Origin of the sequence: Pseudomonas sp. B21-028 (assembly GCF_024749045.1) — a bacterium.
In the GTDB taxonomy this organism is placed as follows: domain Bacteria; phylum Pseudomonadota; class Gammaproteobacteria; order Pseudomonadales; family Pseudomonadaceae; genus Aquipseudomonas.
The window spans coordinates 1974860-1997733 of the sequence record NZ_CP087184.1 but is presented as its reverse complement, the minus strand read 5'-3'; the positions used below and the strand labels follow the sequence as shown (position 1 = coordinate 1997733).

Genomic DNA, 22874 nt, shown 5'->3' with positions numbered 1-22874 from the left:
TGACGGACTCAGCCCCCCTCAGAGCTTGGCCGTCGACCGCCCAGGCTTCTTGCTCTGCAGCAGGTGCGAAAACACCGCGTGCAGGTCGTCCGAGGCACCCTCCTCGTCGAGGTTGAGCTTGCTGTCGATGTGATCCATATGGTGCATCATCAGGTCCACCGCCAGGGTAGCGTCCCGGGCTTCGATGGCATCGATCAACTGGGTGTGTTCGTCGTAGGAACAGTGGGAACGGTTGCCGCTTTCATACTGGGCGATGATCAGTGAGGTCTGGGACACCAGGCTGCGCTGGAAGCTGATCAGCGGGGCATTCCTGGCCGCCTCGGCCAGTTTGAGATGGAACTCACCCGACAGACGGATGCCGGCGCCACGGTCGCCACGGGAAAAACTGTCGCGCTCGTCGCTGACCATCTGGCGTAATTCGGCAAGCTGCTCGGCAGTAGCGTGCTGCACCGCCAGCTCAGTGATCGCCCGCTCTACCAGGCGCCGGGCCATGAACACCTGGCGCGCCTCCTCGACACTCGGGCTGGCAACGACCGCGCCGCGATTAGGCCGCAACAACACGACCCCTTCATGGGCCAGGCGCGACAGCGCACGGCGGATGATGGTGCGGCTGACTCCGAAAATCTCCCCCAGTGCCTCTTCGCTCAACTTTGTGCCGGGCGCCAGGCGTTGTTCGAGGATGGCCTCGAAGATATGCGCATAGACGATATCGTCCTGGGTTCCGCTGCGGCCGGCTTTGCCTGCTCGCGGTTGTTTCTTGAGGGGCTGCAACTGTTCGTTCATGGGCACTCGGGTCGGGAGAACTGCGGCGAATTGACCGTGACTGTAATACGGCACAGCGGGTCGCTGGCAAGTATCGCGTAAAAAACACGGCGATTGTACACAACCTCTGATGGCAACACGACTGTACGGCTGTTTGCGGCCTTGGCTGTATTGCAATTGCCCACTGGGTTGAGTTTAGGCTTAAACCCTCAATCTGTGACACCTATGGCACTGTGGGAGCATCGCTTGCCCGCGATGAAGCTGACGTGGTGAACCTTGAAACCCAGGCCCCTTCATCGCGGGCAAGCCTTGCTCCCACAGGTACATAATCTATCCAAGGATCCCCTCTCACCATGACCGAAGTCACGACCGCGCCACTTCGCCCATTGGCCGATACCTCGCCCTCGGCCATCGTCGCCGGGTTCATCGCGATGATGACCGGCTACACCAGTTCCCTGGTGCTGATGTTCCAGGCCGGCCAGGCGGCGGGGCTGACCAGCGGGCAGATTTCCTCGTGGATCTGGGCGATCTCCATTGGCATGGCGGTGTGTTCCATCGGCCTGTCGTTGCGTTACCGCACACCGGTCACCATCGCCTGGTCGACGCCCGGCGCGGCGCTGCTAATCACCAGCCTGGGCGGCGTGAGCTATGGCGAGGCCATAGGCGCCTACATCACCTGCGCGGTGCTGGTGACGATCTGCGGCCTGACCGGCAGCTTCGAGCGCCTGGTCAAGCGCATTCCGGCGTCGCTGGCGGCGGCGTTGCTGGCGGGCATCCTGTTCAAGATCGGCAGCGAGATTTTCGTCGCCGCCCAGCATCGCACCGGCCTGGTGCTGGGCATGTTCTTCACGTACCTGATCGTCAAGCGCCTGTCGCCTCGCTACGCGGTGCTGGCGGCGCTGCTGATCGGCACCGCGCTGTCTGGCCTGATGGGCCTGCTGGACTTCAGCGGCTTTGCCCTTGAGGTCGCGACACCGGTCTGGACCACGCCGCACTTTTCCCTGGCGGCCACCATCAGTATCGGCATTCCGCTGTTCGTGGTGGCGATGACTTCCCAGAATATGCCCGGCATCGCCGTGCTCCGTGCCGACGGCTACAACGTTCCGGCTTCCCCCCTGATCACCAGCACCGGCATCGCCTCGCTGCTGCTGGCGCCGTTCGGCTCCCACGGCATCAACCTCGCGGCCATCAGCGCCGCCATCTGCACCGGGCCCCATGCCCACGAAGATCGCAACAAGCGCTACACGGCGGCGGTGTGGTGCGGGATCTTCTACGGGATTGCCGGGGTATTCGGCGCCACACTGGCGGCATTGTTCGCGGCGCTGCCCAAGGAGCTGGTGTTGTCCATCGCGGCACTGGCACTGTTCGGTTCGATCATCAACGGCTTGAGCATCGCCATGAGCGAAGCCAGGGAACGGGAAGCGGCGCTGATCACCTTCATGGTCACGGCGTCGGGGCTGACGCTGTTTTCCGTCGGTTCGGCGTTCTGGGGGATTGTGGCGGGGGTGCTGACTTTGCTGATCCTGAACTGGCGCAAAGCTTGAAAGCATCGCGAGCAGGCTCGCTCCCACAGGGAAACGCGATCCAATCGTGGGAGCGAGCCTGCTCGCGATAGCGGCCTGAAGGTCACCAGATACCCGACCGCCAGGCATAAAAAAAACCGGCGCCCAATCGGGCTGCCGGTTCAGGACATCACGCCTTGGCGTTGATTGGCATGTCCGGGTGCCACACGTCGATCAGCGGGCTGACGGTCATGTTGGTCAGTTCGCTGCGGCCCTTGAGCCAGGCTTCAACGGCAGCACGTTGTTCTTCCGAAACCGAGCCACGCTTCTGCAGGCAAACCAGACCGTAGTCGTCGCCGCCGACATAACCCAGGCCATTGGCTTCCATGGCTTGTTTCAGGAAAGCGTCGAGGAAAGCGTCAATCGCCTCATCGTCCAGATCTTCTTTGAGATCCAGGTTCAGTTCGAAACCCAGCTCCTGAAATTCATCCACACACAGTTTTTTGCGCAGACGCCGGGAACGGTTAGTCGCCATTGGAACAATCCTCATAAGTAATAACGGCCGGCACTTTACCAGTTTGGTGCAACGATTGCCCGGTTGATCGGGCATATCGATCTACCGTCGGTAAAAAATTGCCTCATCAAAGGCTCAGGCACGGCCCATGCCGGTGCGCCTTGGGGCATAATGCCGACACTTTCCTGACCGTTGAGGGCGTTCATTTTCATGTCCTCGTTTTTCCCCCCTCGCCCGTAGGGTTTTATTACACATGATCAAATCTTTGCGTCCACTGCTCCTGGCCAGCCTTCTTCTTCCCCTGGCCCTCCCTGCTTCCACCAGCGCCGCTACGATCAACACTGCCCTGTCGCCGAATGTGCAGAAGGCCCTGAAGACCAGCAAGCTGCAAAACGACGCGCTGTCCCTGGTGATGGTGCCACTCAATGGCCCCGGCACCCCGACCCTCTACAATGCCGACGTCTCGGTCAACCCGGCCTCCACCATGAAGCTGGTGACCACCTACGCCGCCCTGGAAATGCTCGGCCCCAATCACCAGTGGAAGACCGAGTTCTACACCGACGGCACCCTCAGTGGCGGGATCCTCAACGGCAACCTGTATCTCAAGGGCGGCGGCGACCCCAAGCTGAACATGGAAAAGCTCTGGCTGCTGATGCGCGACTTGCGGGCCAACGGCGTACAGCAGGTCACCGGCGACCTGGTGCTGGACCGCGGTTTCTTCATCCAGCCGCAATTGCCCGAGTTCAACGACGACGGCAACGACGAAAACAAGCCTTTCCTGGTCAAGCCCGACTCCCTGCTGGTCAACCTCAAGGCGCTGCGCTTCGTTGCCCGCAATGATGGCGGCCGGGTACTGGTGTCGGTGGAGCCGCCGATTGCCAGCATCCATATCGATAACCAGGTCAAGGCGGTCAATTCCAAGCAATGCGCCGGCGGCGTGCGCTACAACCCGGTACCCCAGCCGGACGGCAGCGTGGCCGTGACCGTCGGCGGGCAGTTGGGCGATGGCTGCAGCTCCCAGACCTACCTGTCACTGCTGGACCACGCCACCTACACCGCCGGCGCGGTGCGTGCGATCTGGAAGGAACTGGGCGGCAGCATCCAGGGCAAGGACCGTCTGGCCGCCACCCCGAGCAACGCCAAAGTGCTGGCCCGGGCGTTCTCGCCGGACCTGGCGGAGATCATCCGCGACATCAACAAATACAGTAACAACACCATGGCCCAGCAGTTGTTCCTGAGCCTGGGCGCGCAGTTTCGCAACGAAGCCGACGGTGACGACGCCAAGGCCGCGCAAAGGGTCGTGCGCCAATGGCTGGCCAAGAAAGGCATCACCGCGCCGCACCTGGTGATGGAGAACGGCTCCGGCCTGTCCCGCGCCGAACGGGTCAGCGCCCGGGAAATGGCGGCGATGCTGCAAGCCGCCTGGCGCAGCCCCTATGCGGCCGAGTACATCAGTTCGATGCCGATTGTCGGCACCGACGGCACCATGCGCAAACGCCTCAAGACCACGGCCATGGCCGGCGAAGCCCACATCAAGACCGGCACCCTGAACACCGTGCGCGCCATCGCCGGGTTCAGCCGGGACATCAACGGCAACACCTGGGCGGTGGTGGCGATTCTCAACGATCCAAAGCCATGGGGCGCTTCGTCGGTGCTGGACCAGGTGCTGCTGGACCTGTACCGCCAGCCGAAATTGCCGCAAACGGCTTCGGTGCTCTGATCCGAGCCTGCTCGCGATAGCCTTCATTCAACCGGGATGCGGGGAGCTGAGCCGACGCTATCGCGAGCAGGCTCGCTCCCACAGGAGGCTGATGGGATACATGGGTTCTGTGTCCGCCCCGGGTCAGGGTGGGAGCGAGCCTGCTCGCGATGACGGTGGGACATTCAACCTGTCCATCGACTGACATGGCCCTTTCGCGAGCGACTTCCCCAAAAAGACTACTTCACCTGCATCTCGACCCGATCCCGTCCGGCCTGCTTGGCCGCGTAGACGCCCGAGTCAGCCCGCAACAGCAGGGCATCCGCGCCCTCTCCGGCGCGCCAGCTGGCGATGCCGAAGCTCGCGGTGACCACGCCCACATCCTCGATCTCCGCACCGCGCAGGCCCTCCCACAGGCCTATGGCCAAGGCATGGGCACTTTCGCCATCGGTATCGGGACACAGCACCACGAACTCCTCCCCGCCCAGCCGACAGAAGACATCGGTACGCCGCAGACGCTGGGAAACACGCAGGCAAACCGCCTGCAACACCCGGTCACCCACGGCATGACCATGCTGGTCGTTGATGCGCTTGAAGTGATCGATGTCGAGCATGATGACCGACAGCTCCCCGGATCCGCGTTCGACCCGGATCATTTCCGAGTTCAGGCGCTCCTGGAAATAACGCCGGTTGCGAATCCCGGTCAAGGCATCGGTCACGGACAGTGCCCGCAACTCCTCTTCCACCCGCTTGAGGTCGGAAATATCGGAGATATAGCCATGCCACAACACGCCACCGCCCGGCAGTTGCTCGGGCGTCGCCTCGCCACGCACCCAGCGCAGGCCACGCTGCGGCAGTTGTACCCGATACTCTTCGCGCCATGGGCTCAGGGTGTCGGCCGAGGCACGGATCGACGCACGGACCCGCGCGTTGTCCAGCGGATGGATACGGGAGAAAACGGCTTCCGAGTTCTGGATCAGCACACGGGCCTCCAGTTCGTAGATGTCACGAATGCCGTCACTGGCATAGATCACACTGAAACGGCCATTGAAATCCATTTTGAACTGATAGATGCCGCCCGGCACATGGGCACTGAGTTTCTTCAATAACAAATCCCGGGCCGCCAGGGCCTCGTGGACACGCTTGCGTTCGGTGATGTCGATGCAGATCGCCAGGTGCCCGACCCAGAGCCCCTGATCGTCGAGCACGGGCGTGGCCAGCATGTTCACGGTCAAATGACTGCCGTCACGCCGTACCAGGGTCCACTCCCGGGCCTGCTGGCCGCCTGCCTCGCCCCCTTCCAGCAGCATCGCGTGACAGGTAGGAATCGGCTTGCCGAATCGGGCACCAAGCTCTGCGGCCCGGGCCTGGAGCTCCCGGGGCACGTGGAGGCTTTCGAGGGTCATGCTCTGCAGGACCTCGCAGCTTTGGTAGCCCAACATCTGCTCAGCGCCGGCGTTGAATGTAGTGATGACGCCACGCAGGTCCGTGGCGATGATCGCGACCTGGGTCGCGGCATCCAGCACGCCGCGCAACTGGCCATGAGTCCCCCGCAGTTCCTGCTCCCGGGCGCGCAACTCCTGGGTACGTTGTTCCACCAGGGTCAGGGCCCGTTGGCGCTGGCTGACCAGGACGTAGAGCAAGGCACTGAGCAAAAAGCTGAGCAAACCGCCCAATACCACCAGGCCCGACATCGCGGAGTGGTTGGTCGACAGGAACGTGCGGCTGGGCCGTAGCTCTACCCGGTAATCATGATCCGCCAGGCGCAACACGCGGATCGCCGCCAGTTCACTGTCCCCCGGGAGCTCGGGGAAATCGAACAGCACTTCCTCCTGGTCGGCGTCGGACAGGTCCAGGACGCGCATCGAAAGATTGTCATGACTGGCCGCCGGCAGGCCATCGCCCACCAGTTGGCGCATGCTGATAGCCGCCAACACGTAACCGAAAGGCTCCGTAGACGGGGCCCGGGTGACCGGCGCCACCAGCAATACGCCACGGACAAAGGCCGGATCGACACCCAGCAGGTCCAGTGGCTGCGATACAGCCAGGCTGTTCTGGCGACGAGCCCGCTCGAGCACGGCGCGGCGCAGTGGATGGGAAAGCAGATCGAAACCCAGCGTTGATGCTTGGGCAGTCTGGCTCAGCACATAGAGAATTGGCGCGTACTCGTCCCGTTCGGCGGACCGCCGCCAGCCGCCTGAATCGTCCGCCTCATGGATGGCGAAAGAACTGTTTAGCTTATCCCGCTCCCGTTGTTCGAATGCCTGCCGCTCGCCACGAAGCACTCGTGGCGCCCACGCAAGGGCCTGGGTACGCCGCAACAACGTTTCGGCATACCCATGGAACTCCTTTTCGGAAACCGCCGCCGAATTGGCAAAGAAACGCCTCAGGCTGTCGAGACGCTGCTCCTGCGCCTGGAATCTTTCCTCGATACGGCTGAAGCGCTCCTCGGCTTGCAGCTCGAAGCGCTGACGAAGTTGCTGGTTGAACAGGCTCATCATGGCCCAACTCAGCAAACCGGTCAGGAACATGCCGGCCAGGAAGACCAGCGAAGCCACTAACCAGGCCGATACATCTTCGCTGATAAAGCCCAGGATCCTGGGACGCACCGGATGCAATGCCATAGGACACAACTCAAAAAAGGGGCAGGCGTCGGTACAGCCCTGGCCACAGCCTCAGTTATAGCCATTAGCCATCACTTTGACCAGTCCTAAAATTTGGCTGGAAGCCTTGATCTACAAGGCTTCGTGGATCCAATCGGAAATTTCAACGAGCCATGATTTTCCAGGCACGGTGGATCTTGCTGTTGCGGGCAAAGTCCGGATCGATGGTTGCGGCGGTGATTTCCTCCACCGCATAGCGCTCGCCGAGGTTGTCCTCGAGCTGGAACTTGCGGAAATTGTTGGAGAAATACAGCACGCCCCCCGGCGCCAGGCGGGCCATGGCCAGGTCCAGCAACTGGACGTGATCGCGCTGCACATCGAACACGCCCTCCATGCGTTTGGAGTTGGAGAAGGTCGGCGGGTCGATGAAGATCAGGTCGTATTCGTCACGGCTGGCTTCAAGCCAGGCCATCACATCGCCTTGCTCCAGGCGGTTCTTGTCGGAAAAACCATTGAGCGACAGGTTGCGTCGGGCCCAGTCCAGGTAGGTTTTCGACAAGTCGACGCTGGTGGTGCTCCGGGCGCCCCCCTTGGCAGCGTGGACGCTGGCGGTCGCGGTGTAGCAGAACAGGTTGAGGAAGCGCTTGCCGGCCGCCTCCTTCTGGATCCGCAGGCGCATCGGCCGGTGATCGAGAAACAGCCCGGTGTCCAGGTAGTCGGTCAGGTTGACCAGCAGCTTCACGCCACCTTCATTGACCTCGGTGAACTTGCCCTGGGCACTCTGGCGCTCGTACTGCTTGGTGCCGCTCTGGCGCTCACGACGCTTGATCACCACGCGGCTCTTGTCGACATTCAGCGCCTGGGGAATGGCCGCCAGGGCATCGAACAAGCGGGCCGAAGCCTTTTCCGGGTCGATGGATTTCGGCGCGGCATATTCCTGCACGTGCACCCAGTCGTGATAGAGGTCGATGGCCATGGAGTATTCCGGCATGTCGGCGTCATAGACCCGATAGCAGTCCACGCCTTCGCGCTTGACCCATTTGCCCAGCTGCTTGAGGTTCTTTTGCAGGCGATTGGCGAACATCTGCCCGCCTTCGCTCAAACGCGCCTGCTCGACCACTGGCGCGGGGGCCGGGGTCGGCTTGATCGGGTTGCCATTCTTGTTGTACTGGCGCTCTTGCGGTACCTGGGGTGCCTGTCCCTGCTCTTCCTGGTCAAGGCGGGCTTGCTCGCGCTCGGCCTGACGCTGTTCCGGCGTGCGACGCTCGCCGGTGACGAACTGGTCCGGCAGCACCTTGATCAGCAGCAGCTTGCACGGCAAGGCACCGTTCCAGAAGGAGTATTGCTTGTGGCTGCGGATGCCCATGCGCTTGCCCAGGTCCGGGGCGCCGGTGAACACCGCCGCTTCCCAGTTCAGGCACGCCTGGCGCAGGCGTTCGCCGAGGTTCTGGTAGAGATAAAGCAGGCTGGCCTCATCGCCCAGGCGCTCGCCGTACGGTGGGTTGCAGATCACCAGGCCTTTCTGGTTCTGGTCCGGACGCGGCTCGAACGTGGCGACCTCGCCCTGATAGATCTTGATCCACTCGCTCAGGCCGGCACGCTCGACGTTGTTGCGACCTGGCTGGATCAGCCGTGGGTCGGCTTCATAACCGCGAATCCACAGCGCTGGCCTGGCCAGCCCGGCGGCGGCGCGGGCAGTGGCTTCTTCGTGGAGTTTCTTCCACAGCGCCGGCACGTGGCCCAGCCACGCAGTGAAACCCCACTGCTGGCGACGCAGGTTTGGCGCCATGTCGGTGGCAATCATGCCCGCTTCCACCAGGAAGGTACCGACGCCGCACATCGGGTCGGCCAGGGCGCCGCCTTCAGCGGCAATGCGCGGCCAGCCGGCACGGATCAGGATGGCGGCGGCGAGGTTTTCCTTCAGCGGCGCGGCACCTTGCTGCAGGCGATAACCACGCTGGTGCAGGCTGTGACCGGACAGGTCCAGGGAGAGGATCGCTTCGCCGCGGTCCAGGCGCAGGTGAATACGCAGGTCCGGGTTGAGCTTGTCGATGGACGGCCGTTCGCCGGAGGGCGTGCGCAGCTTGTCGACGATGGCGTCCTTGACCTTCAAGGCGCCGAAGTGGGTGTTGTCGATGCCCGAGCCGTGACCGCTGAACTCTACCGCCAGGGTGCCATCGGCCAGCATGTGGTCCTGCCAGTCGACGTCCAGCACGCCGTGGTACAGGTCCTCGGCGTCTTTCATCGAAAAACGTTTAAGGACCAGCAACACGCGGTTGGCCAGCCGTGACCACAGGCACAGGCGATACGCCGTCTCCATGTCGGCCACGCCGCGAACGGCCGAGGTGTGCTCGCGCGCCTCTTCAAGGCCAAGCCCGATGGCTTCCTCGAGCAGCAGGCCTTCGAGGCCCTTGGGGCAGGTGAGGAAGAGTTCGAAACGATCGGACATGGGGAGTTCCAGAGCCTTTGGCTAAGTGGACCGGGGCAACGCATTGCCGGGTCAGGTTCAATCAGGTGCTTTTCTCAAGAGCACCCGGTGGCACGAAAGTGTGCCATTCCACCCTCGCCGCTCAGGTTAAAAGAGCTTAGATGCAGGGGCAGATAAAAAATTCGGTGTAACAAATAGTGAAAAGTCACCCCTTTCGTCGAATAGTACCCGAGTGCAACAGGGGGACATTCTCATCCGGGAAAACACCGCACCGTTCAGCGCAGGGCCGATCATACAGGGGTCTTGGTCAAAAGCGGATGCTGAACACGCTGTTACTTATCGCCCTAACATCTTTAATGTTACGTGCTTATGACAAAACGATCATTCCATCCCTGTGACGCTTTGGTTAGAACTCAACACAGGTTGACGCCACAACGGCGCCAACACCTTGGCTCGTCACGCCGGCAACGAGCCACCAACGGCAGAATGATTCTGCCCCGGCCTCAACAGAGGCCGACGCGAAGTAACAGTCAACAAGTGAGGGCAATACCCTATGAGAAGACTTAAGCGTGATCCGTTGGAAAGAGCATTTTTACGCGGTTACCAATATGGTGTTGGTGGTAAATCCCGTGAGCTTTGCCCCTTTACTCTACCGTCGGTACGTCAAGCCTGGATCAATGGCTGGCGAGAAGGACGCGGCGACAACTGGGACGGTATGACCGGCACTGCGGGTATCCACAGACTCAACGAACTTCACGCCGTCGGCTGACACAGGGCTCAATACTCAGAACTCGACAATTTCGATCCACATAACGATTTAACCACGCGCGTCCCATCCGGACGGCGGGCTACGGCCCAGGGGCTCCTTCGAGGAGCCCTTTTTAATGCCCGTCAGAAACCCAAGTTGCGAACACTGTTGTGGCGAGGGGATTTATCCCCGCTGGGCTGCAAAGCAGCCCCAAAATCACAAGACCGAAACACCTTCATCGATTCATACATCGAAGGGGGCTGCTTCGCAGCCCAGCGGGGATTTATCCCCTCGCCACAGATGAATCCCCTCGCCACAGAGGGTTTGCACAACCTTCAGGCAGTGGCTGTATCACCCCAACGCCGCAATCGCATCCACCGACTCACGAATCAACGCCGGTCCCTTGTAGATGAAGCCCGAGTAAATCTGCACCAGGCTTGCACCCGCGGTGATCTTCTCGGCGGCGTGCCGTCCTTCGGTGATCCCGCCGGCCGCGATGATCGGCAAGCGCCCCGCCAATTCCCCAGCCAGCACCTTCACGGTGTGGGTGCTCTTGTCACGCACCGGTGCGCCGGACAATCCGCCCGCTTCGTCACCGTGCTCCAGCCCTTCGACCCCTTCGCGGCCCAGCGTGGTGTTGGTGGCGATCACCGCGTCCATGCCGGTCTCGACCAGGGCCTGGGCCACCTGGACGGTTTCTTCGTCGGTCATGTCCGGAGCGATCTTGATAGCCAACGGCACATGCCGGCCATGGGTCACCGCCAGTTCGGCACGACGCCGGGCCAGGTCGGCCAGCAATTGCTTGAGGGAATCACCGAACTGCAGGCTGCGCAGCCCCGGGGTATTCGGGGAACTGACGTTGACGGTCACATAGCTGGCGTGGGCGTAGACCTTGTCCAGACAAATCAGGTAGTCGTCGACGGCACGCTCCACCGGCGTGTCGAAGTTCTTGCCGATATTGATGCCCAGCACGCCCTTGTATTTGGCAGCAGCCACGCGGGCCAGCAGATGGTCAACGCCAAGGTTGTTGAAGCCCATCCGGTTGATGATCGCCTCGGCCTGCGGCAGGCGAAACAGTCGTGGTTTGGGGTTGCCCGGTTGGGGCCGTGGTGTGACGGTGCCGATTTCCACAAAGCCGAAACCCAACTGCGCGAAGCCGTCGATGGCCGCGCCGTTCTTGTCCAGGCCCGCCGCCAGCCCGACCGGGTTGGGGAATTGCAGGCCCATCACATTCACCGGCAACGATGCCGGCGCCTTGCACAGCAGACCATTGAGGCCCAAACGTCCGCCCGCGCCGATCAGGTCCAGGGACAGATCGTGGGAGGTTTCCGGGGAGAGTTTGAACAGCAGTTCACGGGCCAGGGTGTACATGGGCGGCTTTGACTCGGGCGACGAAATGAGGCGGCGATTATAGCCGCGCAACGGCGGTTCAAGCGAGGCACCAGCACAAAACAGCGCCGATGGCATATGCCTTGCACCCCTGTAGTCATCGACGCTCATGCCAACGATGGAATGAGTGAAACACTGTTTGAAGGACAACGGCGTCGTCATCCGGCCTTGCTCTGGCATTCGTCCGGGTACGGCGCTTTTTTTATATGGAAGGTGATGCCTCGATGAATGAAATTCCAGCCAACCCCCTGGCCTGGGTCAATGGCAGCGACGCCCCGGAAAAAAGCGCGATCAACCTGGGCTTCATGGCCTTGAGCGACTGCGCCCCGGTCGTGGTGGCCGCCACCCAGGGCTTCGCCCAACCCTACGGCCTGACCTTGAACCTCAAGCGCCAGACGTCCTGGGCCAACCTGCGGGACAAGCTGGTCAGCGGTGAAATCGACGCGGCCCATAGCCTGTATGGCCTGATCTACGCCGTGCACCTGGGCATCGGCGGTGTCGCGCCGACCGACATGGCGGTGCTGATGGGGCTGAACCAGAACGGCCAGAGCATCAACCTCTCCCACGGCTTGCAGGCGATGGGCGTGACCAGTCCTGAGGCACTGGAGCGCCATGTGCACCAAACTCGCCCGAAACTGACTTTTGCCCAGACATTCCCCACCGGCACCCATGCGATGTGGCTTTATTACTGGCTCGCCGCCCAGGGTATTCACCCCTTGTCGGATGTCGACAGCGTGGTGGTACCGCCGCCGCAGATGATTGCGCATCTGCAAGCCGGGCGTATCGACGGGCTCTGTGTCGGCGAGCCCTGGTGCGCCAGCGCGGTGAAACAGAACCTCGGCTTCACCCTGGCGACGACCCAGACCATCTGGCCCGATCATCCGGAAAAAGTCCTGGGCTGTACCCGTGCGTTCGTCGAGCAGTACCCCAATACAGCGCGGGCGCTGGTGATGGCGATCCTCGAAGCCAGCCGTTTCATCGAACAGAGCACCGAGAACCGCCGCGGCACCGCACACCTGCTGAGCGCTCCCGAATACCTCGACGCCCCGCTGGACTGCATCGAACCCCGTCTGTTGGGGACCTATGCCGATGGCCTGGGCAACAGCTGGCAGGATCCCCACGCCATGCGCTTCCATGGCGGCGGCGAGGTGAACGTGCCCTATCTGTCCGACGGTATGTGGTTCATGACCCAGTTCCGACGCTGGGGTTTGTTGCGGGAAGACCCGGACTACCTGGCCGTGGCGCAGGAGGTCCAGCAACTCGAGCTGTATCGCCAGGCGTGTACGGCACTGGGGATTTCGACCACCTTCCAGGCCATGCGCAGCAGCCAGTTGATCGACGGTACCACCTGGGACGGCTCGGATCCGGCCGGGTATGCCCGCAGCTTCAAACTGCACGCCTTGAGCGATGCGGCTCCCCTTTTCGCCAGCCGCTGACAGGAGCCCGACCATGCTGCGTATCCTGCTGATCAACGACACCGCGAAAAAAGTCGGTCGCCTCAAAGCCTCTCTGGTGGAAGCCGGGTTCGACGTCATTGACGAATCCGGACTGACCATCGACCTGCCCGAACGCGTCGAAACAGTGCGTCCGGACGTGATCCTGATCGATACCGAGTCACCCGGACGGGATGTCATGGAACAAGTCGTGCTGGTCAGTCGCGATCAGCCACGACCGATCGTCATGTTCACCGACGAGCACGACCCCGATGTGATGCGCCAGGCGATCAAGTCGGGAGTGAGCGCCTATATCGTCGAAGGCATCCACGCCGCACGCCTGCAACCGATCCTGGACGTGGCCATGGCCCGCTTTGAAAGCGACCAGGCCCTGCGCGCCCAGTTGCTGGCCCGGGACCAGCAACTGGCCGAACGCAAGCGCATCGAACTGGCCAAGGGCATGCTGATGAAGATGAAGGATTGCAACGAAGAACAGGCCTACACCCTGATGCGCCGCCAGGCCATGAGCCGCCAACAGAAACTGATCCAGGTGGCGGAGCAGATCATTGCGATGAATGAGTTGCTGGGCTGACGCCTCGCGGCGTCTCGCCCGGCACCATCGCGAGCAGGCTCGCTCCCACAGGGGTTCGAGGTGAACGCAACATTTGCAGCACCCCGCTCCCACCAGGATTCCCCCGGCGAAGCACAGCATTTGCGACACCCCGGGCCCACTGTGGGAGCGAGCCTGCTCGCGATGGCCTTCCCTCGATACCCGCTGTTGGCACAGATCTCGCTTAAGCAACCCCACAGGTAACCAACGGCGGTTGCCCCACCTACGACAAAGACGTCGCACACCCTCCTTGCCTCGCTGGCAATCCGGGTTGCGGCGTTTTTTTGTTTTGGCTCTTCGGGGCCGGTGGTGCGACCACAGCCGGCGCACTGCTCTGAGCACTGACTCATTTCTCGAGACTTTCACAGCTGAGGTGCGCGATGAATTCAAGCTTTTGGAAATCCGGCCACACCCCGACTCTGTTCGCGGCCTTTCTCTACTTCGACCTGAGCTTCATGGTCTGGTACCTGCTCGGTCCACTGGCGGTGCAGATCTCCGCCGACCTGCACCTGACCACTCAACAACGCGGCCTGATGGTGGCAACGCCGATCCTGGCCGGCGCCGTGCTGCGCCTGTTCATGGGCCTGCTGGCCGACCGGACTTCACCGAAAACCGCCGGCATGGTGGGTCAGGTGATCGTGATCTGCGCGCTGTTCTGCGCCTGGAAACTGGGCATCCACAGCTACGAGCAAGCCCTGTTGCTGGGCCTGTTCCTGGGCATGGCCGGCGCGTCGTTTGCCGTTGCCCTGCCGTTGGCTTCCCAGTGGTATCCGCCACAACACCAGGGCAAGGCCATGGGCATCGCCGGTGCCGGCAACTCGGGCACCGTGCTGGCCGCAATCATCGCGCCGCTGATGGCCGCCGCCTTCGGCTGGGGCAACGTGTTCGGTTTCGCGCTCGTCCCGCTGGCCGTGACCCTGGTCGTCTTCGCGTGGCTGGCCCAAAACGCTCCCGAGCGGCCGAAAACCAAATCCATGGCCGACTACCTCAAGGCCTTGGGTGACCGTGACAGCTGGTGGTTCATGTTCTTCTACAGCGTGACCTTCGGCGGCTTCATCGGCCTGGCCAGCGCCCTGCCCGGCTACTTCAACGACCAATATGGCCTGAGCCCCGTGACCGCCGGCTACTACACCGCGGCGTGCGTCTTCGGCGGCAGCCTGATGCGGCCGTTGGGCGGTGCCCTGGCGGATCGTTTCGGCGGTATCCGCACCTTGCTGGGCATGTACACCGTGGCGGCCATCTGCATCGCGGCGGTGGGCTTCAACCTGCCGAGCTCCTACGCGGCACTGGCGCTGTTCGTCTGCACCATGCTCGGGCTCGGTGCAGGCAACGGCGCCGTGTTCCAACTGGTGCCACAACGTTTCCGGCGCGAAATCGGCGTGATGACCGGGCTGATCGGCATGGCGGGCGGCATCGGTGGCTTCGCCCTGGCGGCGGGCATGGGCGCGATCAAGCAAAGCACCGGCAGCTACCAATTGGCGCTGTGGTTGTTCGCCAGCCTGGGCGTGCTGGCCTGGTTCGGCCTGCACGGCGTCAAGCGTCGCTGGAGAACCACCTGGGGCTCGGCAGCCGTCACTGCGGCTCGGGTATAAACAGCGACCATGAGCCTGCAACTGAGTTTTGCCGAAGCCACGGCCATCGGCCCACGGGAGGAAAACCAGGACGCCCTGCGCCTGGTCACCCCGGCCCCGGCCCTGGCGGCCAGCAAGGGCTACCTGTTCGCCATTGCCGACGGTGTAAGCCAATGCGCCGACGGCGGGTTGGCCGCCCGTTCAACCTTGCAGGCACTGGCCCTGGACTATTACTCCACGCCGCAGACCTGGGGCGTGGCCCAGGCGCTGGACCGGCTGTTGCTGGCGCAGAATCGCTGGTTGCAGGCCAACGGTGGCGGACAGCCGTTGCTCACCACCGTCAGTGCCTTGGTGCTGCGGGGCCGACGCTTTACCCTCGCCCACGTGGGCGATTGCCGGGTCTACCGCTGGCATGCCAATCATCTGCAACGGGTCAGCGAAGATCACGTATGGGAGCAACAGGGCATGCAGCATGTGCTCAAGCGCGCCCTGGGGCTGGATCAGCATCTGATCCTGGACTTCCTCGACGGTGAACTGCGCACCGAAGAAACCTTCGTGTTGCTCAGCGATGGCGTCTGGGCAGTCCTGGGGGATACGGCCATTGCCGGCATCCTTCGGGACCAGCCGGACCTGGACCTCGCCGCCCAGACACTGGTCAACGCCGCACACCTGGCCGGCAGCCAGGACAACGCCAGCGCCTTGCTGGTACGGGTCGACGCGCTGGGCGAAGCGAGCATCGGCGATGCGCTGATCCAGTTGCAGCAGTGGCCCCTGCCCCCAGCGCTGAAACCGGGCCAGATGTTCGAGGGCTGGCAGCTCGAAGGACTGCTCGGCCAGAGCCAGCAGTCGCTGCTCTACCGGGTACACGATGGCCAGGGTCAGCCATGGCTGCTGAAAACCCTGCCGGTGCAGCTACGGGACGACACCCAGGCCGGACAGGCATTGCTGTCGGAAGAATGGTTTCTCAAGCGGGTCGCCGGCAGGCAGTTTCCGGAAGTCCATGGTGTTCCCCAGCGTCAGCATCTGTATTACGTGATGCGCGAATATCCGGGCGTGACCCTGGCCGAGCTGTTCAACCAGGCCGGCGCCTTGCCGCTGGCTCAATGGCTGGATCTGGCGCAACGGCTGGTGCGGGCGGTGGGGCTGTTGCATCGACGGCAGATCTACCACCGCGACATCAAGCCGGAAAACCTGCATCTGGGAGACGACGGCGAACTGCGGCTACTGGATTTCGGCCTGGCGTACTGCCCCGGCCTGTCCGAAGACCAGGCCAACGTGCTGCCGGGCACACCCAGCTATATCGCACCGGAAGCCTTCGGCGGTGTCGCGCCGACGGCGCAACAGGACTTGTATGGCGTCGGGGTGACCCTGTATTTCCTGCTGACCGGGCATTATCCCTATGGCGAAGTCGAAGCCTTCCAGCGACCGCGCTTTGGCGTGCCGGTCAGCGCCAGCCGCTATCGGCCGGACCTGCCCGAATGGCTCGGCCAAAGCCTGGAGCGCGCCATTGCGGCGGATCCGGACGAACGCTTTGAAACCGCCGAGGAATGGTTGTTGTTGCTGGAACAGGGCGAGCGCCGCAGCTTGAGCGTCAGGCCCCGGCCATTGCTGGAGCGCGAACCGCTGAAGGTCTGGCGGACCTTGGCGCTGGCGTCTTTAGTGGTCAACATTGTGCTGCTGTTTCTGGTGTTCCACAGCTGAGATCCAGTTGCGCCCATCGCGAGCAGGCTCGCTCCCACAGTGTCTATGCAGATCCAAATGTGAGAGCGAGCCTGCTCGCGATGGCGGCCTGTCTGTCCCCCCTCTAGGCCCACGCGCCATTACCGTGCAACACGCTTTGAATCAGTGCAGTAAATCCCTCTCCAGCGCCTGTATATGCCCCGCCCTTCAATAAAACCGCACTCCGAAGCCACTTGGCACAACCACTGCATAACCCCTCTCAACAGACATAAGGCAACGCCTCCAACGATGAAGGCGGTGCTTCCCGAGAGAACGGGACCAGGACAAAGGCGTCCTCGCTAGCACACTAGCGGGACGCCTTTTTTTGTTTTCGTGAAAATTGCCGAGCCAGTCCGATCGCCGTGATGAAACGTGACGAAACCGGGTCTGGGCTTGCGGAGAACCCTGATGAAAAAACTCAAACTGGTGATGATCGGCAATGGCATGGCCGGGGTTCGAACCCTCGAAGAACTGCTCAAGCTGAGCAACGAGCTGTACGACATCACGGTGTTCGGCGCCGAGCCCCACACCAACTACAACCGCATCCTGCTTTCCCCCGTGCTCGCCGGCGAGCAAACGTTTGAAGAAATCGTCCTCAACAACCTGAGCTGGTACCAGGACAACCACATCAACCTGCTGCTGAACCGCAAGGTCGTGGAGATCGACCGGGTCAAGCGTCGGGTCATCGCCGAAGACGGCACCGAGGCCGAGTACGATCGCCTGCTGATCGCCACCGGCTCCACGCCGTTCATCTTGCCGATTCCCGGCCACACGCTCGACGGCGTCATCGGTTACCGCGACATCGCCGACACCCAGGCGATGATCGAAACCGCCAAGACCCACAAGCACGCCGTGGTGATCGGCGGCGGCCTGCTGGGCCTGGAAGCCGCCAATGGCCTGAAGCTGCGGGGCATGGACGTGACCGTGGTGCACCTGGGTGAATGGTTGCTGGAGCGCCAGTTGGACAAGACCAGCGGCCAGCTGCTGCAAACCGCCTTGGAAGACCGCGGCCTGAAATTCCGCCTCAACGAGCAGACCCAGGCTCTCCACGACGCCGGCAATGGCCGGGTCGGGTCGGTGCAGTTCAAGAACGGCGACATCATCCCCGCCGACCTGGTGGTGATGGCGGCCGGCATCCGCCCCAATGTCGAACTGGCGGAAAAAGCCGGCATCCCGTGCAGCCGCGGGATCCTGGTCAATGACACGATGCAAACCTATGACCCGCGCATCTACGCCATCGGTGAATGCGCCAACCATCGCGGCACTGCCTACGGCCTGGTGGCCCCGCTGTTCGAACAGGCCAAGGTCTGCGCCAACCACCTCGCTCAACTGGGCTTCGCCACCTATAAAGGCTCGGTGACCTCGACCAAGCTCAAGGTCACCGGCATCGACCTGTTTTCCGCCGGGGATTTCATGGGCGGCGAAGGCACCGAGACCATCACCCTCTCCGACCCCATCGGCGGCGTCTACAAGAAACTGGTGATCAAGGATGACGTACTGGTCGGCGCCTGCCTGTACGGCGATACGGCAGATGGTGGCTGGTACTTCCGCCAGATCCGTGAGAATGCCACCATCAGCGAAATCCGCGATCACCTGATGTTCGGTGAAAATGCCCTGGGCGACGTAGGTCACCAGGGCCAGGACAAAGCCATGAGCATGGCCGATTCCGCCGAAGTCTGCGGCTGTAATGGCGTGTGCAAGGGCACCATCGTCAAGGCGATCCAGGAGCATGGCCTGTTCAGCGTCGATGACGTGAAAAAACACACCAAGGCCGCCAGTTCCTGCGGTTCCTGCGCCGGCCTGGTCGAGCAGATCCTCATCAACACCGTCGGCGGTGCGGCCGACGTCAAGCCGAAAAGCGAAAAAGCCATCTGCGGATGCAGCGACCTCACTCACGGCCAGATCCGCCAGGCGATCCGCGACGAGCACCTGCTGACCATCGCCGGCACCATGAACTACTTGAACTGGCGCACCCCGAACGGCTGCGCCACCTGCCGCCCGGCGCTGAACTACTACCTGATTTCCACCTGGCCCGGCGAAGCCCATGACGATCCGCAATCCCGGCTGATCAACGAACGGGCCCACGCCAACATCCAGAAGGATGGCACCTACTCGGTCGTCCCACGGATGTGGGGCGGCGTGACCACGCCGTCGGAGCTGCGGCGCATTGCCGACGTGGCCGACAAGTACAGTGTGCCCATGGTCAAGGTCACCGGCGGCCAGCGCATCGACTTGCTGGGCATCAAGAAGCAGGATCTGCCCGGTGTCTGGGCAGACCTCGACATGCCGTCCGGCCATGCCTACGGCAAATCCATCCGCACCGTGAAGACCTGCGTGGGCAGCGAGTTCTGTCGCTTTGGTACGCAGAACTCCACGCAATTGGGCATCGAACTGGAGCACGACCTGTTCAACATGTGGTCGCCGCACAAGGTAAAACTCGCCGTCTCCGGTTGCCCTCGCAACTGCTCGGAAGCCGGCATCAAGGACGTGGGCATCATCGGTGTCGATTCCGGCTGGGAGATGTACATCGGCGGCAATGGCGGGATCAAGACCGAGGTCGCCGAGTTCTTCGTCAAGCTCAAGACCGCCGAGGAAGTGCGTGAATACAACGGTGCCTTCTTGCAGCTGTACCGCGAAGAAGCCTTCTACCTCGAGCGCACCGTGCATTACATGCAGCGGGTCGGCATGGAACACATCAAGAAAGCCGTGCTTGAAGATCCGGTGCAGCGCAAGGCCCTTCACGAGCGCCTGAAGTTTTCCCTGTCGCTGGAACAGGACCCATGGAAACAGCGCCTGGAACAACCGCAGCTGAAGAAAGAGTTTGAAGTCATCCCCGCGAAGAATCTGGAGGTGCCGGCATGAACTGGCTGGATATCTGCGCGCTGGAAGACATCAATGCCCTGGGCTCACGCATCATCAATGGCCCGAAGGGCGACATCGCGATTTTTCGTACCAGCGACGATGAGGTTTTTGCACTCGATGACCGCTGCCCGCACAAGGGTGGCCCGTTGTCTCAAGGCTTGATCTATGGCAAGCGCGTGGCCTGCCCGCTGCATAACTGGCAGATCGACCTGGAGACTGGCCAGGCCCAGGCGCCGGATGTGGGCTGTGCCCATCATCATTCGGCCCGGGTCGAGAACGGCCGGGTACTGTTGGCGCTAAGGGACGCAAGCTGATGAACCGCCAGACCACTGCCTCGACCTGCTGTTATTGCGGGGTCGGTTGCGGCGTACTGATCGAACACGACGACGAGCGCATCCTCGGTGTCAGTGGCGATCCCGCCCACCCGGCCAACTTCGGCAAACTGTGCAGCAAGGGCTCGACCCTGCATTTGACTGGCGACCTCGCCGCGCGAGCCTTGTACCCAGAGCTGCGCCTGAGCAAAAGCCTGGCCCGCGCCCGCACCGACTGGGACAGCGCCCTGGAGCACGCCGCTGGCGTGTTCGCCGAGACCATCGCCGAACACGGTCCCGACAGCGTGGCGTTCTACATCTCCGGCCAGCTGCTGACCGAGGATTACTACGCCTTCAACAAACTGGCCAGGGCCCTGGTCGGTACCAACAACATCGACAGCAATTCCCGGCTGTGCATGTCCTCGGCGGTAGTGGGCTACAAACGCAGCCTCGGTGCCGACGCGCCGCCCTGCAACTATGAAGACCTGGAACTGAGCGACTGCGTCATGATCGTCGGCAGTAACATGGCCTACGCCCACCCGATCCTGTTTCGCCGCCTGGAAGAAGCCAAATCCCGCCGGCCGCAGATGAAGATCATTGTCATCGACCCGCGGCGCACCGATACCTGCGACCTGGCGGATCTGCACCTGGCGATCCTGCCAGGGACCGATGTCGCCTTGTTCCATGGGATTTTGCACCTGCTGTTGTGGGAAGACTGGGTCGACCGCGACTTCATCAAGGCCCACACCGAAGGCCTGGCGGACCTGAAAAACCTGGTGCGCGATTACACGCCGGCCATGGTTGCCCAGTTGTGTGGTATCAGCGTCGAGCAACTGCACCAGTGCGCCGAAGCCGTCGGCACGGCCCCCAGCTTCCTGTCGTTGTGGTGCATGGGCCTGAACCAGTCCACCGCCGGCAGCGTCAAGAACAGTGCCTTGATCAACCTGCACCTGGCCACCGGGCAGATCGGTCGTCCGGGTGCCGGGCCCTTCTCGCTGACCGGCCAGCCCAACGCCATGGGCGGCCGGGAAACCGGCAGCCTGTCGAACCTGCTGCCAGGCCATCGCGAAGCCGCCAACCCGGAGCATCGCGCCGAAGTCGCCGGGTACTGGGGCGTCGAGCAACTGCCCGCCAACCCTGGCCTGAGCGCCATCGAGCTGTTCGAGCAGGTGCGCAACGGCAAGATCAAGGCCTTGTGGATAGCCTGCACCAACCCGGCTCAATCGATGCCGGACCAGACGGCGGTGCGGGAAGCCCTGCGAGCCTGCCCGTTCGTGGTGCTGCAAGAGGCCTTCCGGACCACCGAGACCGCCGGGTTTGCCGACTTGCTGCTGCCAGCAGCCAGTTGGGGCGAAAAGGAAGGTTCGGTGACCAACTCCGAACGACGCATTTCCCACGTCCGCCGGGCCATCGACGCACCGGGCGAAGCACGACCGGACTGGGCCATTACCGTGGATTTCGCACAACGTCTGGAGAAACGTCTGCGACCGGGCCAGCCCAGCCTGTTCGCCTTTGACGCGCCCGCCCAATTGTTCGACGAATACAAGCAATTGACCCGCGGACGCGACCTCGACCTGTCCGGTATCAGCCATGAACTGATCGATCGACTCGGTCCCCAGCAGTGGCCCTTCCCCGACGGCGCCACGGTCGGAACGGCTCGCCTGTACGTCGATGGGATTTTTCCCACCGACAACGGCCGGGCGCGATTTATCGCCGAACCGTATCGCGCCGCCAGGGAACTGCGTGACGCCCGCTACCCGTTGACCCTCAACACCGGCCGTCTGCGGGACCAGTGGCACGGCATGAGCCGTACCGGCACCGCCGCGCGGTTGTTCGGGCATGTGAACGAAGCCGTCCTCAGCCTGCACCCCGACGAGCTTCAGCGCCAGCGCCTGCAACCGGGCGACTTGGTCAGCCTCAAGAGTCGTCGTGGCGCGGTGATCGTGGCCGTGGACAGCGACGACAGCGTGCGGCCCGGCCAGGCGTTCCTGCCGATGCACTGGGGCGACCGGTTCCTCAAGGGTGGGGTCAATACCCTGACTCAGCCGGCTTTCGATCCCTTGTCGAAACAACCGGAACTCAAACACAGCGGCGTGCGCCTGGAACCGGTGAACCTGCCTTGGCAGCTTTTCGCCCTGGTCGAGGACGATGTCCAACAACATCTGGAGACGTTGCGCCCGCTGTGTGAGGCGTTTGCCTACGTCAGCCTGAGCCTGACCGGCCGTGAACGTCCCGCGCTGCTGATTCGGGCTGCCAGCGCCGTGGCGCCTGACCCCGCACTGCTACAAGCGATCGACGAACAACTGGGGCTGATCGACGGGCCGGTACTGGCCTACGACGATCCCCGTCGCGCCATCGGTAAACGGGTGCGGATCGAAAACGGTCGCATCACCGCCATCCGCCTGGCCGGCGAAACCCTCGCCCGCCATTGGTTGCAGAGCCTGTGGCAGGAAGGTCGTGCCGATGAGCAACTGCGCCGCTGGCTGCTGGCGCCGTTGAGCGCACCGCCGGGCAATGTCGGCGCGACGGCAGGAGGCAGCAAGACCCTGTGCAATTGCTTGAACGTCAGCCAGCGTGCGATCTGCGCCGGCATTGAACGAGGGCTGGATTTGCAAGGGCTGAAACAGGAACTGGGCTGTGGCACGCAATGCGGCTCCTGCGTACCGGAAATCAAGCGCCTGCTGGTTGCCACTGCGCAACCGATGGCCGCTCTCTCGTGAGGA

The 22874-nt window shown here is 62.7% G+C and carries 15 protein-coding genes; 10 read left to right on the top strand and 5 right to left on the bottom strand.

The window, feature by feature from the left end; translation table 11 throughout:
• Positions 1-18: 18 nt before the first annotated feature.
• Entirely contained in the window at positions 19-783 is a 765-nt protein-coding gene (locus LOY35_RS09130) for a GntR family transcriptional regulator (protein WP_024776765.1), read from the bottom strand.
• Between the two features lie 332 nt (positions 784-1115).
• Between LOY35_RS09130 and LOY35_RS09125 the strand changes: the two genes are divergently transcribed.
• Positions 1116-2306 carry a benzoate/H(+) symporter BenE family transporter gene (locus LOY35_RS09125; RefSeq protein WP_258632016.1) on the top strand — a complete coding sequence of 397 codons (1191 nt, stop codon included), beginning with the start codon at positions 1116-1118 and terminating at the stop codon, positions 2304-2306.
• Positions 2307-2454: 148 nt separating this feature from the next.
• On the opposite strand, the gene LOY35_RS09120 is transcribed toward LOY35_RS09125, so the two are convergent.
• On the bottom strand, positions 2455-2799 hold the full coding sequence (locus LOY35_RS09120; RefSeq protein ID WP_258632015.1) for a YggL family protein: 345 nt from the start codon (positions 2797-2799) through the stop codon (positions 2455-2457).
• A 232-nt stretch (positions 2800-3031) separates the two neighbouring features.
• Between LOY35_RS09120 and dacB the strand changes: the two genes are divergently transcribed.
• Entirely contained in the window at positions 3032-4498 is a 1467-nt protein-coding gene (gene dacB / locus LOY35_RS09115; RefSeq protein WP_258632014.1) for a D-alanyl-D-alanine carboxypeptidase/D-alanyl-D-alanine-endopeptidase, read from the top strand.
• A 218-nt stretch (positions 4499-4716) separates the two neighbouring features.
• Here dacB and LOY35_RS09110 read toward each other — a convergent pair whose 3' ends face one another.
• Positions 4717-7101 (bottom strand): GGDEF domain-containing protein, encoded by a 2385-nt coding sequence (locus LOY35_RS09110; RefSeq protein ID WP_258632013.1) that lies wholly within the window; start codon positions 7099-7101, stop codon positions 4717-4719.
• A gap of 142 nt (positions 7102-7243) precedes the next feature.
• Positions 7244-9529: a bifunctional 23S rRNA (guanine(2069)-N(7))-methyltransferase RlmK/23S rRNA (guanine(2445)-N(2))-methyltransferase RlmL gene (gene rlmKL, locus LOY35_RS09105; protein WP_258632012.1), complete on the bottom strand. Its 2286-nt coding sequence runs from the start codon at positions 9527-9529 to the stop codon at positions 7244-7246.
• A gap of 532 nt (positions 9530-10061) precedes the next feature.
• Here rlmKL and rmf point away from each other — a divergent pair.
• Positions 10062-10277: a ribosome modulation factor gene (gene rmf / locus LOY35_RS09100; RefSeq protein WP_003223300.1), complete on the top strand. Its 216-nt coding sequence runs from the start codon at positions 10062-10064 to the stop codon at positions 10275-10277.
• A gap of 330 nt (positions 10278-10607) precedes the next feature.
• Here the strand turns inward: rmf and LOY35_RS09095 are convergent, their stop codons facing one another.
• Positions 10608-11627, bottom strand: a complete 1020-nt coding sequence (locus tag LOY35_RS09095) for a quinone-dependent dihydroorotate dehydrogenase (RefSeq protein WP_258632011.1) — start codon at positions 11625-11627, stop codon at positions 10608-10610.
• 242 nt (positions 11628-11869) lie between these two features.
• Between LOY35_RS09095 and LOY35_RS09090 the strand changes: the two genes are divergently transcribed.
• The 7 genes from LOY35_RS09090 (at position 11870) to LOY35_RS09060 (ending at position 22871) form a co-directional block, all read left to right on the top strand.
• Positions 11870-13081, top strand: a complete 1212-nt coding sequence (locus LOY35_RS09090; protein ID WP_258632010.1) for a CmpA/NrtA family ABC transporter substrate-binding protein — start codon at positions 11870-11872, stop codon at positions 13079-13081.
• A gap of 13 nt (positions 13082-13094) precedes the next feature.
• Positions 13095-13670, top strand: a complete 576-nt coding sequence (locus LOY35_RS09085) for an ANTAR domain-containing response regulator (protein ID WP_258632009.1) — start codon at positions 13095-13097, stop codon at positions 13668-13670.
• A 398-nt stretch (positions 13671-14068) separates the two neighbouring features.
• Entirely contained in the window at positions 14069-15280 is a 1212-nt protein-coding gene (locus tag LOY35_RS09080; RefSeq protein WP_258632008.1) for a NarK/NasA family nitrate transporter, read from the top strand.
• Between the two features lie 9 nt (positions 15281-15289).
• Positions 15290-16960, top strand: a complete 1671-nt coding sequence (locus LOY35_RS09075) for a bifunctional protein-serine/threonine kinase/phosphatase (protein ID WP_258632007.1) — start codon at positions 15290-15292, stop codon at positions 16958-16960.
• Between the two features lie 426 nt (positions 16961-17386).
• Positions 17387-19840, top strand: coding sequence for a nitrite reductase large subunit NirB (gene nirB / locus LOY35_RS09070; RefSeq protein ID WP_258632006.1), 2454 nt, complete (start codon positions 17387-17389; stop codon positions 19838-19840).
• Entirely contained in the window at positions 19837-20154 is a 318-nt protein-coding gene (nirD, locus tag LOY35_RS09065) for a nitrite reductase small subunit NirD (protein ID WP_024776753.1), read from the top strand. The genes nirB and nirD overlap by 4 nt, the downstream gene beginning before the upstream one ends.
• Positions 20154-22871 (top strand): nitrate reductase, encoded by a 2718-nt coding sequence (locus LOY35_RS09060; RefSeq protein WP_258632005.1) that lies wholly within the window; start codon positions 20154-20156, stop codon positions 22869-22871. The genes nirD and LOY35_RS09060 overlap by 1 nt, the downstream gene beginning before the upstream one ends.
• Positions 22872-22874 lie beyond the last annotated feature (3 nt).